Origin of the sequence: Aeromonas sp. ASNIH4, from assembly GCF_002934425.1 — a bacterium.
GTDB classification, from domain to species: Bacteria; Pseudomonadota; Gammaproteobacteria; order Enterobacterales; family Aeromonadaceae; genus Aeromonas; species Aeromonas hydrophila.
The window spans coordinates 44,676-60,803 of sequence record NZ_CP026221.1; the positions used below are offsets into that span (position 1 = coordinate 44,676).

Here is a 16,128-nt window from a genome sequence, read left to right on the forward strand (position 1 = left end):
CTCGTTGTGACTAGTACTGAACATAGCTCCAAGACTACCTCTTAAGTTAAGAGGGGCGAAGTGTCTGGATCTTCAAGGGGCCAATCTAGTCACGTCACTCTAGCCCCAAGACTGAGCAGGGCCACACATACTATTAAGGCCCTTACTAGGACAGATGCGAAACGGGCGATTGTCAGGGCTCTGAGCTTATAGTGCCCTACCAAAGTTAAGCTTACTGCTTGTTTTCATCTCAGAACAAGGGCGCCTATGTGGCGCCCTTGGCTCATTCATCAAGCCCCAGCGATCTCATTAGGGCTTCGCCGCTCTCCAGGGCCTGCCGCTCCCCTATGGCATAGGCGCGGGTAGGCTTCTTGGCCAGCTCTATGGCACCGGCCAGCTCTTCATGGTTACCTATGAACGTGGGGCGATCCCATGCGCCGCCATCGAGGCATCTAACATCCCAGTGCCCATTGCTATTCCATTGCAGGTACGGTTGGCGCCACCACAGAATCATTTCTTCGGGCTCACGCTCGTCGTGCTTGATGTCTCTGGCTGGTGGCTTGGCCGGGTTGACCGGTACCCCGTCTATGACGCCAGATAGCTTGGCCGGCTCAATGGCCAGGGCGGCCTCAAGGGTGATCGCAGTAAAGGACATCACTTGCCCTCCGTGTTGATTGATTGATTGGTTCATCATTGCAGCTGGCCGGCCTAGTGTCACTGGTATTCGTCCAATTCCGTACTGCCCTTCTCGTCCAGCTGCTTATCCAGAAAGCCCCCCTCCACCAGCTCACCTTTCACCTGGTACTGTGGCGAACCTAACAGGACACCCACTCCATGACTGGAGGAGGTGATACCTGGCCTTTCCGCCTTCGGTAGATCTGACCTAGTGTAAAACAGGGTGGCTATGGCCAAGACCCCTACTGTCGCCAGGAGAGTGACAGCCCAGCGAGCTCTCACTTATCTACACCTGCCGCCGCGCTTGGCTTGCCCTCTTTTTTGCTGATAGTGACCTCTTCCCAGCGGTCCTCTGGGAGAGTCACTTTAAAGTCCGGGCTATCAACTAGCCTCCCTGGCGGTGTGTAATCGGGGTTTGGCTTGCCAAAAAGGACGCCAAATCCATGAGCTGGCTCACTGATCACCCGCTCCTCTGGCGGCTTACGGGGCTGTTTCTTCTCCTGGGTATCGCCACAAGCTGCAAGTGCGAGGGGGAGGGCTAGGACAATGACTATTCGCTTCATAAGGTCACTTCCCTGGTGTTTGCTGGTAGACGCGACGAACCCTACTAGGGGCGGGGGCGTTCACGTAGAGGGGGCCGAGCGGCGTCCAGTTATCGGAGCAGTGAACATACTCCGTCATCAGCATCTCGTTTTGCTCCTTGGACAGTTTGAGGTCACCGCTTCCATGCCACAGGCCCAGGTACTTGTCGAACAAGAAGGCCAGCGCCCCGGGAACCGGCTCAGACAGGGGGGTGAGCGGCGCTCCGCTTTCCTGCGCGATAGTCTGCATAAGGTGGCCGGCGAGCAGCTGCAGTTCAGGTTTGACCGTGCGCGTCATGATCGCGTTGGCCACATAGCCCACCATTGGCGCGTCGCTCTTGGATACGACGGAGAAAGAGCTGATGGTCGGCTTTATTTGGCTGCTGTCTTTCGCATATCCCTTGTATAGAGGGATAGCTTCCTCCTGGAGCCTGGCGTTGGCTGCAGCCTGGAATCTCTTATAGGCTGCGTCATCACCAAATTTCAGGATGGCATCATAGGGGCGCATGATTGGCGTCTTCTCAACTTGGTCTAGATACCCGCCGCCAACGTCGCTATGAGTACCGAATAGCGGGAGTTCCGTGTGGTCTGGCTGTACGGAGTTAAGCGCAAAATTGAGCCGGTACTCGTCCTTGGCGGCGAGCTGGACAACCTTCTCCGCGGCCCCGGGAGCAATGTAGAGGCGAACTGGCGCATTCTCGTCATTGCTGGCGTCCAGGCCTATGGCTGCTACGGTATCGAAGAGGCCAACGAATGCGACGTGCACCTGGCGCCCCAGGTTCGATTCCAGAAGGATGTTCACGAAATGTCGCGCAGCTGCAGCGCCCCGGCTAAAGCCGAAGACATCCACAGCTACCGGGCCGGCGGGTAGGCTGGCGATCATGGTGCTGATCTTGGCCAGGCCTTCCTTTGACCTGGCTATGACGCCAGTTGCACCGGTACCGAAAGCCATGTCGATCTTTGTGTCAGCCTTGCCGGCAGCAGTGCCGATCCCCTCGATGTAGATTGCTGGGCCGGTATAGGCTTGATGCAGCCGGGCAATGTTGGTTGGGCCGCCGTCGTATGAGGATTCAGTGCCTATCAGCTTCTCTATGGATTTGCAGGCCGCCTCGCTTGCCTCTTCACATTGCTCCCTGAGCTCGCTGTTGTGCCTGTTGTTCTGGGTGCCATCGAAGAAGATGCCGATCCGGTGTTCCTCGGGGTCAACCAACGGGACAAGAGGGGTCGCCGGCGAACTGGCCGGTGCTGGCGCTGGTGGTTCTGCTGGGGCGCTGGCTGCTTTCGCTCGAGGCCCTTTGTTGTCGCCGACTGTCGTCCCCTGGGCGGGGAGTATGGTGTTGCTCATAGGCGGGCAGCCGCAAGCGACATAATCGCCCTGCAGTGCTACCGGCCCGCCCGGGCCGATGATGGAGCGGGGGCCCACGGCGACGATAGGGCCCTGTCCGACTTTGCAAGCTGGGCAGGTCGCTATCATCCCGATATAGGTGGTTGGGGAGCCTTCGCTGAGCCAGCTGCTGTCCCCGTCTTGGATCGCACCGCCAGTGCTGGTGGGATCGCCTTTCCTTGCTAAGGTCCTCATCAAATACCTCCGAATCGAAAGGCATATGTTACCCCAATCGGATCTTGAAGATGCTGAATGAGACCGTGTTTTAAACTCAGGACGTCTGTTTGTGTCGCTTTATCTTCAGATCATCGATCCTTGCATACCCTGCTAAGGATCTAGTTCAGAGTATGGGGTCAACGTGTCTTGGATCTACAGCGAAAAGCTTGAACTGAACGATTAGCTGTAGGTTATTGATGGTGTGAGGTAAACGAGGTCCTGTTAAAAAATGGATCCACGTTGGATCCAGTAGATCTATGGTCTGGATCCGATAGGATGGGACGGTTTTTAAGCGGTTATTCACCCAGTCATAAAATCGCTGGAATTGCGGTTTATAGGGCGCTCATCACCGGGGTATACCAACGTATTGCCACGGGGTCTACTTTCCATCTGAGAGCTGTCTAGGGCTCAAATCAGGCTTGCTCAGGGGCTGCGAACGGATTGTGAATCCGAAAATGGATCCTAACGAGAAGAGATCGACTGCAACTTATTATAGATCATTGATCTCTTTTTTTTGATCTCTTGATCTACTGATCTTTTAATATCTTTGATCTGTTAAAGATCTTTAAAGATGGGGTGGTTGTAACTTAGTGATGTATATGGCTTTTTTCTGTTTTATGTAATATGCCGTGCACTGCTATGTTATATGCCGCGTTCCTCTATGTACTATGCCGTGATGCTCTATATGCTATGCCGTGATGCTCTATGTTATATGCCGTGATATGCTATCTACTATGCCGTGGTCTCTTATCTACTATGCCGTGGAGTCTCTATCGAGACCATTTTGTCAGGTGATAACAGGTTATAAACAGCTTTTGAACAGGTTATATTCAGCATATGCACAGGTTGGGGGGTGACGCATGATCGTTGATAAAATTAGCTGCGCGAATGCGATTTTAGAGGCGTATTTAACCAAACAGGGATTTCGTGCTGACGTCATCAAAGTGATGGCGCCCCCACTTTTACCGAAAATTAACAAGTCGGCTGTGTCAATGCTGCTGAATTTTGTGTCGACGGCACCGGAGCTGTCAGTAGAGCGAGCCCTAGAGATCATTTGGCCGGCAATGGAAAAAATGACGTTGCTGGTGGATGAAGCCAATGAACACAATGTAGGGGGAGCTGAAGAAAAGGATCACCCAGAACCTACTGCTGTGGCTAACACAAGAGCTCCCGTGGTGATAGAACAAGATACGGACTACTTGGTTGAGTACGATAGGGTTCAAACCCGCTCCTTGTACCCAGATCGCAGCCCTCCCCCTGAGAACATTGATTTGCACCTGGATATGACCCTGAAAACGGGGATGTTCCGCGTGCTTGCGAGCGGGAAGACGCCACCAGCACTGGATGAGCATAGAATTTACCACCTGACCACTCCGCTTAGCAGTGGTCACGCTTATATGTCACTGAGGGGGCCAACCCTCAACACTCAAATGGATTTGGTCTCTTATATCTGCATCACTCATTGGTTAGGGCGCCTGTCAAAGGAGAGGTTTGAGCAAGCCATCATCAAGCCAATTCGTATGACCATAGAGCGATTTTTCTCACCGATTCCTGAGGATATGCGGCCGTCAGATTACCTGTTGGACAAAAAAATCGTCGATTCGCTTGCAAGGCTAAAGAGCGTTGCTCTTCTATTTTACCCAACGCTCGATGATGCGGATGAGACTAGCCGAAAGAGATCGGTCATGATTGCGAATATCGTTGGTACTCTGAGGTTGGAACCTGATGGGACCATCGAAATATCTCCGACCCCAGAGCTGCGAACCTTGTATCTGAGCACTAAAAAGCTCGTCCCAATAAATCGAAGTGCAGTCATTCAGTTGAACTCTCAGATGGCTCGCCTGCTAGCTCTATGGATCGCAGCTAGGCCAGGCAAGCTAATGGGGCGCAGGGTGTTTCTGAATCTGCGGCCCATGACGGTTCTTGAGCTCCTGCGTGAAATCCATCCACGCGAGACTGGTCGGCACAACCACAATGATCGCCGGCAACTCTCATTGGCCCTTAACGAACTTCTGAGTGCGGGACTGATCGATGTCGATATTAAATATCGAAATGTGAAGTCAAAGGAAAGTGATGAACGACTCACACTTTCAACGGAAATTCACTTTAAATCGCATTCAATCGGGGATGCTCGGTCTGTAGCAAATTCGGACCTTACACTTCCAGTAATCGATGTGCCCAGAAAGCGGGGTCGCGGTAAGGCGTATAGCACTGAGGTGGCGGAGGAACTGCAAGGGCTCAGTTTTACGGCATCAAGTACGAGTCCATCCGCCAGAACCAAGCCTAAAGAGTGGCTATCAGCCAACCTGGATGCTGTTGAGCGGATAATGTCAGGATTGCGTAAGGCTGCCAAGAAGTCACCGGCCGGCGCTCGCCTCCTGCTCAAGGGGGGCGATGATCGCAAATTGACCAGCCTAGCTAAGGTGTTTGAATCGGTGGCGCGTGATGCCGATGCCGCACTGCTGCGTCAAATCGCGAGCCATGACCCACGCAAAAGCAAACAGTCAGAATTTGAAACGATTCTCCGCTCTATACCGCTTAAACCGGCTCATCTTCGTGTCACTTTCTGGTATAGGGATAACGCAGACACTATCGCCAGATTGAAAAAAATGCTCTCTTCTTCTCGATCGCCGCTTGAAGTTGCGGCTCAGATTCACAAGAGGGTGTATTTCTCACGATTGGTAACCCCCTTAATCGCTGTTGGTAGAACAGATGATGCCAATTTTTTCAGCGGAACGTGGGAAGCAGGAAGGGAATCAATTGAGAGCAATAAGCGGGATGACTGGAACCGGGCGGCGGCGGGAAGCCGTAGGAAAAAGGTAATGAAGCTTTAGAGCCAAAAAAACATTTTCAGTGGTTTGCTAGTCAATCGCTACCACGTTACATTTCTAGTGTTCTAGGAGAGATGCAATTGAGTCAAGTTCGGTATGTGCCAGTGATTTTGTTGGCCGGTGGGTGTTGGCTATGGATGGCGATAGGGGTCATCCACTTAGGGATGAAATGGCAATCGGTTGGCTTTGTTCGCCACAATGTGGAAGTCGTGCTTCCGAATGATAGAACTCTTGCAGGTGACCTCTCTATTGATTGGGAAGGGACTTATAATCTGACTGATGCAGACGGAAAATCTACGAAATTCAAGAGCTTCAAGATAATGTCAATTCCGCCGACGAGCATGGTTCCTAGCCCCTTCTCATATCGGATGGTGCTGCCGTTCATTCTCTACTGCCTGGGTTCCCTAGTCGCTTGCTATTGCCTTTGGCTCAAATGCATGAGGCCTCGGGATAAAATCAGTCGGTGATTTGCCTGACACAGTTCGTTTTGGTTGTCCTGCCCCGCGTTGCGGGGCTTTGTCTATTATTATGGAAGTCACCCGCCCCAGAGTGTTAGAGTAGGCATGAATCAAATATGAGCAATCAACTACGAGACGCTATGCCGCAACTCATTATCGATGCAAACAAGGTCACAGAAACATTCCGTGACCTGGAAGTGACCGCAACCAACGGGGCGATGTATCAAGCTCTGGTGGGGCATGAGCACATCCAGGAGATTGCGCCGGAGTTGGGAATCGCTCTACCGCCCGGCTACCGCCTCGTCTGTGTGACTACTCGACTCGGTGGCGACAAATTCGAGATCGCCTTGGTCAATGACCATACGGCTGAGGTCGCCTATTACAACCAGGTGATCATCGTTCACTATGAAGATCTGAAATGTCGCCCGGCCACCCAGCAACGGGTTTGGCGTTCGTTCAATCAGCACCACAAGGCTGTACTTCGAGATCTGCCGTCTGCGGTATTCTTCGGCTATATACTGGCCCGTTATGATGTGATCCTGAGTGATAACATGCAGACTGGGGAAGGTATGCACTTCTGGAAGGCCAGAATGTCCGAGGCGCTTTATCGTCGGCTGTACGTGTACCACTATCAACTGATGACCGGCGAACTGCACCAGATCCGTTCTGATGCTGAGTTGGCTTCATTGTCAGATAAGATATGGGGTAGCCCCCAGCACCACGAATGGCAGCTCGCGATCATCGCCTGTAAGCCGTTGCCGCGCCCAGTTAAGATCTGCGCATAGACCAGGCGCAAGATGCAAATAGCCCCGCCTAGCGGGGCTTTTTGTTGATGTATGTTGTGATTTCGAAGACGTCGTAGAGATAATGAACTGCATGAGTAGCATCTACCGCATTAACCACGTCAGTGAAGCACCATCGATAGATGAGCCGGATCCTGCCTTTTCACTTCGAGTTACTCGACTGCGACCCCCTCCCCCTCCTTTAGTTGTGATCTGGACTACTCGGTGGCCAGCAGGCTCGGTATTCAATCACAGGGTCCACGTTCGGCTGCATGGCTATCGGCATTTGGCTACTTGCAGACTATCCAGATTGAGAATCCGTGAAAATTCATTGCCCAAGGCGGCCAGCGCAGGCGGGCTTGTAGTTGGCAGTGGGGGCCGCAGTCGGCCCCGTGGAGGATTGGATCTGACGGTCCTGTGCTAGAGCCGGTGATTTTGTGTGGTGCTCGGCGGACTCCTGGACTGCCCTTGTGAGATGAAAGCAAAGTCTCACTCTAAAAGTCCGTGCTAATCGGCGGGGCCTGTGGCCCCGCTTCTATTCGTGGGCTCAACATAGCCCCCCAGTCGCCACAGCGACCACTGGCCAGGTCTTGACGACCACTGACAGGATGGCCATGCCAAGCAGCCTGACGGCGGCCTAGGTGATCGCCTGCTGGGCGACAGTGAATGCCCAGCGGGCGCCTTGTTTGATACGAGTCTTGTTCATGCTCTGTTCTCCAATGTGGAAGCCCGAAGGTGGGCTTCATATCTACTTAGCGCCCGAGCCTCGACCTCATTACACGAAAGAGCATGCCGTCACGACACCGCCGTGTGTGTACCTTCCTGATGTGCCCAGCCCTGACACACTCGCCTAACTATCCGTGAACCCCGCCTGTGGCCTGCTGGTATGATCACCAGGAGACCCTTTTCCTGCTCACTCAGTTCACTGCTGTGAACCGGCATTAAATAGAGAGAGTCCCATGTACTACTCCCCAAGACCCGACGCCCGTCGTGCTGCCGCCCTTCGTCCTGGACAACTCAAGCATGTGATTCGTGTCGCCTCGATCACCGGTCGTTAATTCGACCGTGATGCAATGCAGCTCTGGCTAACTCACTCGACCTGCGTCCGAGTCACTGAGTGGGCCAACATCGAGATCCGCGACACTCTCCACCCCTCCGGCTAGCTACGAGATGGGGTCGATCTGAGGGGCGCTATCACGAAGCAAAGCAGGCCACGCACCACACCAAGACCGTTTTCGCCGACAAGGCGTGGCTCGATTACCGGTGCTCCCGTGGTGGGGGTCTGTCTCCCGAATCGGAGTTACATTCGGTGGGGGGCTGCCGGTGGCCCCGGGGCGTCGCTGGCTCGGCACCCATGGTGGTCAACGGCTGGGCAGGTTCCGGTGCGGCGGCCGGCGGGTCTGTACAGCAGGTGGCCCTAGGCAGCCGGTCGGATCGGTGTTCAGGGGACCCGGCACAGCGTCTGGTGGTGCCGGCAGGTGTGCTGGACCTGGTGGCGGCGTGATTTACTCGGTGTGCATGCCGATCTCGAGATCCTGGCCTCTGGTAGCGTTCGCGCTGGCCTGCGTGGAGGGGGCTGACGGCTCGTGCCGCTGCGGACTCTTTGGCCAGTGTGGACCGAACCGGAGTTGCATTCGGTGGGATGGTGTTGCCGGTCGGTCCAGTGTTCAGAGGGATCCGGTACGTGGCGGGCCTCGGGCCGTGACCGGTTAAGTCGAGCCAGAGCCGTCGCAGGCTCGGTACCCTGCCGGCGGTTGTTCCGGTACTGCGTCCGGCGGTGCTGGTGTTGCTGGTGGCCCAGGTCGACCACTGCCGGCAGGGGGGGCCGGTGCGGCTTACGGTGCCCCGGTGTAGCAGGTGGTTGCGGGCCACCGCGGGCTCAGCGCCCCGGGTAGCCGGCGACCGGGCGGGGATTCGGCGCGGCCTCCGATGGGTCTGTGTTGCAGGTGGCCCCGGGCGGCAGCGAGTTCGGCATCCAGGGTGCCCAGCAGCGGCGGGGTGATCGGTTGTAGCGGCCGGCGGGTTCGGTTAGAGGGTGGCCACTGCCTGCGGGTGTTCCGGTGCTTGCCGGTGGCGCTGCAGCTCCCGGATCGGTGCTGTTGCCGGTGGGGCCGGGAGTTGTGGTGGCTGGTTTTTGTCGGTGTGCATGCAGAGTAGCAAGCCAAGGCTCCGGCGGTATTCGAGCTCCACACACTGGTGTGCTGAGTCTAAGGGGCCCGGACTAAATGATCAGGGCTGATTCTGCAGATGCTGGCCGCCGAGCGGGTACCGCTATCCCCATTGGTGCCCTGGGTCGAGTAAGCCGATGCGCAATACCTGGTACGTCTCGGGCTGCTGCGTGCTCGGCGCATGGGGGGCCACTGAGGTACAACGTCTGGCGGGGCGGTGCAGCAGGATGGCCCGGGTCACCGTGGGATCGGGCAGAGGGCGGCCACCGCCGGCGGGGGATCGGGTGCTACGTCCGGCGGTGCCGGCAAGTGTGCTGGACCAGGTGGCGGCGGGATTTACTCGGTGTGCATGCCGATCTCAAGATCCTGGGCTTTGGTAGCGCTCGCGCTGGCCTTTGTGGAGTGTGGTTGACGGATCGTGCCGCCGCGGACTCTTTGGCCAGTGTGGACCGATCCGGAGTTGTATTCGGTGTGGTGGTGCTGCCGGTGGCCCCGGGCCGCCGCGGTCTCGGAGCCCGAGTTGGCCACCGCCGGCGGGGTGGATCCGGTACTCTGTCCGGCGGGCCGGTACAGCAGGTGGCCCCGGGCTGCCGGTAGGTTCGGTGTTCAGGGGGAGCCGGTGCATGGCGGGCCCTGGGCCGGGGCTGGTTAAGTCGAGCCAGGGCCGTCGCAGGCTCGGTACCCTGCTGGACGAGTGTTCCGGTTCATGGCAGTCGGCGGGGCCGTCAGGTGTGCTGGGGCTGGCAAGGCCCGAGCTCAACGTCCCAGGTAGCCCGCCCCATTATCGGTTTCGGTTCGGTGTTCAGAGGACCGGTTTGGGATGCTCGGTGCGTCCCGGGCTGGATATCCGGTTCGCGTCATGCGGTTAGGCTCGAGATGGCGGCAGGCATTTGTTTGCTTGCCAAGTCATGGATGTGAGGAAGGAGGAGATTATGAGGGCGTTTGTTCTGACGCTTTAAGGCCGTAGAACTCAGCCTTAGGGCTGCCACGGTCAGGCCTGCAGGTGTGCGGGAGCCGGTGTTTCTTCGGCCGGCACCTTGGTTGGCCCCCGCCCCTGCAGGATCTGGCGCCGGCTCCAGGCATGCTAGGCCAGTACCTTGGATAACTCCACCCGGCCGGTACTGGCGGGGCCTCGGGCCGGCGAGAGCCGATGCCCCCCCCGGCCTTCGCCTTAGTTGGCCCCCTGCCCATACAGAATCTAGCTGCAGCTTGCTGATGTGCCTACCTAGCGATCTCTCGAACGGTGCATCGCCGAGTCGACCTGAAGTGAATAAGCAAAAAAAGGCCGCACAATCGCTGTACGGCCTTCAATTCATTTCGCCATCATACCAAGTAAGTAACCTGTAATGCCTGAACAGATAATGGCTACCAACCAGGGAACATTTGTAACAACATTCAGCTTGCTTCCCCTCTCCTTCATTTCGGAGCGGGCTATGAAGTCTAACTCACTCCTCATCGCATCGAGAGTTGAACGATGCACACGAATAAATCGCTCGTTTTCTTCATCAAGCCGCTCTAGCATGACACCAAAGCGTGTTGCTGCATCATGTATCTCTTGCCGCTCACGGGATAGCCATTTTAAAAGCGACTCAATCTTGCTAAACAGTTCGTGGGTACGCTCCACCTCTCGTTGTAGGCGGCTGGCTGCCTGAATGGCTTCGTACACATCACCAAGCATGGATGCAAAGATCGCCTGGTAATGTTCTGCCGGTAACAAGCCCCCCTTCAACGATAGGTTTTCCGGGGCCATTAGGCGACCTGCTTAGTAAGACGTAAATCCCCCCAGACTGTAGTGAGCTTCTCAAGGAGCGGAACACAGCACATGCGTAGAGTGTGCATGGACGTCAGTTCTTCTACCTTCCTGGCATCGAGCTCCAACCCTTCTGTACGAGATTTCATAACGATAGCCTTTGCCTCACTTTTGTAGTCTCGAGTATCAGCTACCACGCTAGCAAGGCTCAGCTCCTGCCGCGACAGCATTTCAAACGCCGGGTTTTCTTCTACTGCCCACCGGAAGTCGGTCTCCACTTTTGTATGCTTTTTCATGTATGACACGAAGCTTGCAAACTGGTCGAAGGAGAAGAATGTGGCTGGAATTTTGTTGAAAATCGGGCGAATCCGAGCAGGGTCAACGCCAATTTCCAACAGCGTGTTGATGGTTTCTGCCGCCTCTGCCTGGCAACGCTTCTCTGGTGTGAGGGGGATAAAGTAGTAGTCGAACTCTTGGCAAGAGTTACTGAACTTGCGAAGTCCGTCGATGAAGAACCGGACGTTGCTCATACCCACATCGATGATGGCCTCATCTTCTACCATGATTGAATTCATCAGATTTGAGAATTGACCCCCGTTCATTGTGGTTACGTCAACACCAAGTGCATCAGCGGCCTGGTTCATGTCCTCAATCGAGAAGAGCTGGGCTGCGGGCATCATGGTTTTCAACCAGTGGGCAGACAGAACGGTTTTTCCTACAAATCCTGTTTTAGATACAACAACAATCTTCATCTATTAATTCCCTAATATTCAGAGTTTTACCTTGCCTGCCCACACGTCAACAACTACAGGCGTTTCCACCTTATTGGATGTGGCAGAAGGAAGTCGTTCGGCCACATGACTACGCTGCACGGCGGCTGGCGCCATTTTGGGTTCCTCGCTGGGGACGAGAGGAGTTGGTTGGGTCGAACTATGGCTTGCCAATATTTTCTGTCTTCGTTTTACGAACGCATTTATTGCGGACCTTGTTATCTCAATGTTGTACTTCTCCTCTAGGTACTCACGGATCACCTCAAGCGAATGTTTACCCCTCAGCTCCAGGAGTTCATCTGTATAGGGCTCGAGTTTCGATGCGCCTTTTCTGCTTGGTAACATAAGGTCCTCGCTAAGAGATGCTGTCTAGGTGCCAAAGATTGGTGATTGTTGTGCTCATTTTCGCCCTTACCCTTGTCAACGCTTTGCATCATAAACGAATCACATTTGATGCAAGTCGTATCACCATTGAGCTACCAACGTAGTCGCCTTGTATCACTGTTGAACTACTGTCGTAGTTGCCTTGTATCACTTCTCGGCGGGTTAACGACCGTGTTGGTGACGGTGATGATTTGCGGGGAAGAATCAGTATGCAGTTACTTCTTCCAATCAGGCTGGGGCTGGTGACGAATGAATGTGATCGGTCATCTGATGTGCTTTTGGTTTAGTTGGCCGCATTTAGCTGAGGGCAGAGCTTGTGCCTCCAGCTGCGCCTATTGCCAAAAAATAGACAAACCCATAATTCCTGAATTATCATCCCAAGACCTAAAAACATGGAATTGACGGTGGAAGTCGAATGATCAGTGTATTGGAAAGACAGCAACGCTTGGTGGGCTTCGAGAAACTCCGCAACCAAGCAAGAATGGTGTTGGGGTACATAGCCGATGTTAAGCAAGACCGCCGGGACTCCTCCATTGAGGACGGCTATCAAAGTGCGGTTTACACGATGTACCAGGTGCAGCGTTTACCGGAAATGACCCGGGCCAGAGTTGAAGGGGCCATCAAGGTGTTGCGTGATGGTGGCCGAGAGTTTAGCCGGCTACCAGCAGAGAAAAACGCGCTCCAACCACACACATTTTCTCATGCCGATGTGCGGGCCATTTACAAGGCCGCAGGCCAGCGTTCGTTTGCCGAGATCAAGTCCACTCTTGGCTCCGATACTCGCGCTAAGGTGGTAGCTTGCCAGAACCTAAAGGGGGGGGTTGGCAAGACCACATCGACCGTTACCATCGCGACCGGTTTGGTTCATCATCGCAACCTGATCCGTCATCAATTGCGGGTAGCGGTTATTGACATGGATCCCCAGGGGTCAACTTCCGTTGCTTTTGGGTTCGCCGGGCTTGGAAAAGTGCCACAGCATTCTGCAATCGAAGCCATTGCCAGCAGAGCCACACCTGAAACGGTAAGGTCATGGATGCTGCCTACTTCTAGCGATGGGCTATTCGTCATGCCGGCGGGTACAGCTGATGGTTTCTTTTCACTGCAGGCATACCAACACGCTGCAGATACCGGCATCAACATGACCGAATTGCTGACAAAATATGTCATTGATCCGATTCGTGATCACTTCGATCTCATCTTGCTTGATGCGGGTCCTCATCTTGACGCGGCCTTGATTAACACTTTGCAAGCGAGTGACAGCTTGTTTGTTGCTATTGGCCTCGACCCGCTGGAGTTTGACTCGAGCTTGAAATTCCTCGAGTCCATTCATGGGTTGTTGGCGAATATCCCCTCCCCAAACCTGGATCCCGCATCAGTCTGGCTTCTGGGCAGTAAATTTGACGGCACCAATCCACAGCATCTGGATAACTACATGATGCTCAAGAACCTTGAACCAGCGAAGTTGTTTGTCAACAGGATGGAGCAACTGAGGCCATTCTCTTCTGTCACTGAAGATGGCCGAACCGTATTCACCATCCAACCGAAGCATTATGCAGGAGATACCCGGTCACTCCGACGTGCCCAGAACGTTGCGGAGAACGTTGTGGCTGAGTTTTTCTCTAACATTCTTGAGGTATCGAACTGATGAGCAAAAAGCGCACGCCAATGAGCACAGGCCTAGTGGCCCACATGGCTGCATCAGCAGCCGAGCCGTCCATTTCAAGCGGTGTGTTCAGCATACCTGAGGATGTGGCTGGGGGATTTCTGGACGCGGAAGAAGCATTGGCCAGCAAGATTCGATCGACTGGTGCTTTCCGGGTTATACGCCTTAAAAATGGGCGCCTCGTGCGGCTGACGTCAGTCTATATCCCCTCCGCACATGTTGAGGAGCTAACCTATATCCACGAAGCGAATATTCGCTCCAAGTCGGGAGTGACTGAAGAAACTGTAGATGACCTGATCGGCTCAGTTCGGTCTGGTGGCGTCGTGATGGAGGTGTTGGCAGTACGAGGAGCAGATACCAGGTATGGCATATTTGACGGTCAGCGTCGCCGATACTGTGCACTGTTGGCGGATAAAGGCTTACCCATAGCTTACACCGACGAAACAGAGGATCTGAGCATGGCAGAGCTACGCGAGCTCAGTCGACTTGCCAACCTCACTCGACCCAACTCGCTTTATGATAAAGGGCTGCATTATGCCCGGGTGATGAAGGATGAAGGGTTAGATGTACTCCAGGCCGCAGCACTTTTCGGGGTGCATGAGTCAGAAGTCCGCGCCTCACAGTGGGCACTTGAGATCCCGCTGCCACTCTATGAACTGCTACCGGATGGAACTGGTACTGGGCGCCCAACAATACTAAATCTGCGAAGAACCCTAAAGCTACTCACGAAGGGACAAGTTGAAGCCCTGATATTATGGGCCCAAGGTAAAGAGCCATACCCCTCAGCACCGAAAGCACTGGCCGACATTGCCGCACAAGCAACAGAACTTGCGGGTGAAAAGCCGAAAAAGCGCACCAATGTGAATGTGATTGCCGGAATCGAGGTGAAGCAAAAAAAGGGCAATACTTTCGAGTTGACCCTACCAGACGAGATTTCCAGTCAGCAACTGTTCGATCTCCTTGCTATGCTCAAAAAGTGAGGATCAAGCAGGGAGGGCTGGGCATGGGAGCAACAGCATCAATAGGATTCCACCAACCTGCCAGTAAATAAAAACCGCCATCGTGAAGTGAACCCCGAAAGTTGGACACCCAACGAGTAGGGGTTCTTCGTTTCTATGGCAAAGCAAAAATACTCGGCCGACTTCAAACGTCAGGTCGTTCTTCACTATCTCAACGGTCATGACGGTGCCAAAAAGACGGCTGCCCTGTTTGGTGTCGATCATGGCGCCGTTCGCCGCTGGACTGAGCACTGGAAAGCCAGTGGCGAAGCTGGCTTCACCATCACGACCAAGGCTTATTCTGCTGAGTTCAAAGAAGAGGTACTGCACTGGATGCAGGAAAATAATGCCTCTTCTCGCAAGGCGGCCGCAGCATTCAAGATCGCCGCTGCCTGCACCGTCAGTCGGTGGGCGCGGCTTTATCGTGAAGGCGGTATCATGGCCCTTCGTGACAAACGCAGAGAACGCGCCATGACTTCAGGGAAGACGCCACCCGGCAAACCGCTCACCGCCCCCTATCCCATCTTCAACAGTGCCCAGGAAGAGCTCGAATACCTGCGGGCGGAGAACGCCTATCTAAAAAAGCTGCATGCCTTGGCCCGGGAAAAGCAGCAGAGAAAGCAAAAATAGTTTCCGAGCTAAGGCAGAACCATCAGCTGGCAGCGCTGCTGCATATCGCCGGGTTGCCACGCAGCACCTTCTACTGGCAGGTGAAATCAGGTGCCAGCACAGGGACCTATGAGCATGAAGCGCTACGGGTCAAGGCGCTGTTTCATCACCACAAGGGGCGCTATGGTTATCGGCGGATCACCCTGGCGCTGCGCAATGAGGGATGCCCTCTCAACCATAAAACCGTGCGTAAACTCATGCGAAAACAGGACCTTGCCTCTAACCTGCGCCGCAAGAAATATCGGTCGTACAAGGGGGCGTACGGCCATATCGCCCCGAACCTCTTGCAGCGTGATTTTCACGCCGATGCCCCGAACCAGAAATGGGTCACCGATGTGACGGAGTTCAATCTCAAAGGGCAGAAGTTGTACTTGTCGCCGGTGCTGGATCTCTATAACAGCGAGATCATCGCCTGGCAGATGGCAACGCACCAGGGGATGCGGTTGGTGGACAAGATGCTGGATGAGGCCCTGGCGAGATTACAGCCAGGAGACTCGCCGGTGATGCACTCGGATCAAGGCTGGCAATATCAGATGGTCAGCTATCAGACGCGATTATCGTCAAGGGACGTGAAGCAAAGCATGTCACGCAAAGGGAACTGCCTGGACAATGCGGTGGTAGAGAACTTCTTTGGACTGCTGAAGAGCGAATGCTGGTTCAACGAAGAGTACGAAGATACAGAGCAGTTGAAACGCGCGGTGGATGAATACATCCACTACTACAACCATGAGCGGATCAAAGTGAAACTAAACGGCCTGAGCCCGGTACAGTACCGAACTCAGGCCATGTCATCCGCCAACTAACGTGTCCAATAAATGGG

11 protein-coding genes are annotated in these 16,128 nt (G+C 54.6%); 5 read left to right on the forward strand and 6 right to left on the reverse strand.

From position 1 onward, the window contains the following. Positions 1 to 262 precede the first annotated feature (262 nt). From C2U40_RS25385 to C2U40_RS25400, 3 genes are all read right to left on the reverse strand, one after another. Entirely contained in the window at positions 263 to 634 is a 372-nt protein-coding gene (locus C2U40_RS25385) for a hypothetical protein (protein ID WP_103829039.1), read from the reverse strand. A gap of 298 nt (positions 635 to 932) precedes the next feature. Next, the gene (locus tag C2U40_RS25395; RefSeq protein WP_042041039.1) at positions 933 to 1,217 is read right to left on the reverse strand and encodes a hypothetical protein; all 285 of its coding nucleotides are present in this window, start codon (positions 1,215 to 1,217) and stop codon (positions 933 to 935) included. Positions 1,218 to 1,221: 4 nt separating this feature from the next. Further along, a complete protein-coding gene (locus C2U40_RS25400) occupies positions 1,222 to 2,814 on the reverse strand; it encodes a phospholipase effector Tle1 domain-containing protein (RefSeq protein WP_103829037.1) in 1,593 nt (530 codons plus the stop codon). Between the two features lie 881 nt (positions 2,815 to 3,695). On the opposite strand from C2U40_RS25400, the gene C2U40_RS25405 reads away from it, so the two are divergent. Both C2U40_RS25405 and C2U40_RS25410 read left to right on the forward strand, forming a co-directional pair. After that, positions 3,696 to 5,669: a hypothetical protein gene (locus tag C2U40_RS25405; protein WP_103829036.1), complete on the forward strand. Its 1,974-nt coding sequence runs from the start codon at positions 3,696 to 3,698 to the stop codon at positions 5,667 to 5,669. A 571-nt stretch (positions 5,670 to 6,240) separates the two neighbouring features. Beyond that, on the forward strand, positions 6,241 to 6,909 hold the full coding sequence (locus tag C2U40_RS25410; RefSeq protein ID WP_103829035.1) for a hypothetical protein: 669 nt from the start codon (positions 6,241 to 6,243) through the stop codon (positions 6,907 to 6,909). 3,477 nt (positions 6,910 to 10,386) lie between these two features. Here C2U40_RS25410 and C2U40_RS25415 read toward each other — a convergent pair. From C2U40_RS25415 to C2U40_RS26340, 3 genes are read right to left on the reverse strand one after another with little or no spacing between them, the layout of a single operon-like run. Next, the gene (locus tag C2U40_RS25415; RefSeq protein WP_103829034.1) at positions 10,387 to 10,824 is read right to left on the reverse strand and encodes a hypothetical protein; all 438 of its coding nucleotides are present in this window, start codon (positions 10,822 to 10,824) and stop codon (positions 10,387 to 10,389) included. After that, on the reverse strand, positions 10,824 to 11,576 hold the full coding sequence (locus tag C2U40_RS25420; protein ID WP_103829033.1) for a hypothetical protein: 753 nt from the start codon (positions 11,574 to 11,576) through the stop codon (positions 10,824 to 10,826). Before C2U40_RS25420 ends, C2U40_RS25415 begins: the two co-directional genes overlap by 1 nt. 18 nt (positions 11,577 to 11,594) lie before the next feature. Continuing rightward, on the reverse strand, positions 11,595 to 11,939 hold the full coding sequence (locus C2U40_RS26340) for a hypothetical protein (RefSeq protein ID WP_128343918.1): 345 nt from the start codon (positions 11,937 to 11,939) through the stop codon (positions 11,595 to 11,597). A gap of 454 nt (positions 11,940 to 12,393) precedes the next feature. Here C2U40_RS26340 and C2U40_RS25425 point away from each other — a divergent pair, with 454 nt between their 5' ends. The 3 genes from C2U40_RS25425 to C2U40_RS25435 all read left to right on the forward strand — a co-directional run bounded on the left by C2U40_RS25425 (position 12,394) and on the right by C2U40_RS25435 (position 16,111). After that, positions 12,394 to 13,623: a ParA family protein gene (locus C2U40_RS25425; RefSeq protein ID WP_103829032.1), complete on the forward strand. Its 1,230-nt coding sequence runs from the start codon at positions 12,394 to 12,396 to the stop codon at positions 13,621 to 13,623. Continuing rightward, complete coding sequence (locus C2U40_RS25430; RefSeq protein WP_103829031.1) at positions 13,623 to 14,621, forward strand: ParB N-terminal domain-containing protein; 999 nt, start codon at positions 13,623 to 13,625, stop codon at positions 14,619 to 14,621. Before C2U40_RS25425 ends, C2U40_RS25430 begins: the two co-directional genes overlap by 1 nt. A gap of 135 nt (positions 14,622 to 14,756) precedes the next feature. Then, positions 14,757 to 16,111, forward strand: a protein-coding gene (locus tag C2U40_RS25435) for an IS3 family transposase (protein ID WP_442778425.1) whose coding sequence is annotated in 2 segments (ribosomal slippage) — positions 14,757 to 15,254 and positions 15,257 to 16,111 — 1,353 coding nt in all. Because the reading frame shifts where the segments join, the coding sequence is not laid out codon by codon here. The last annotated feature ends 17 nt before the right edge of the window (positions 16,112 to 16,128 follow it).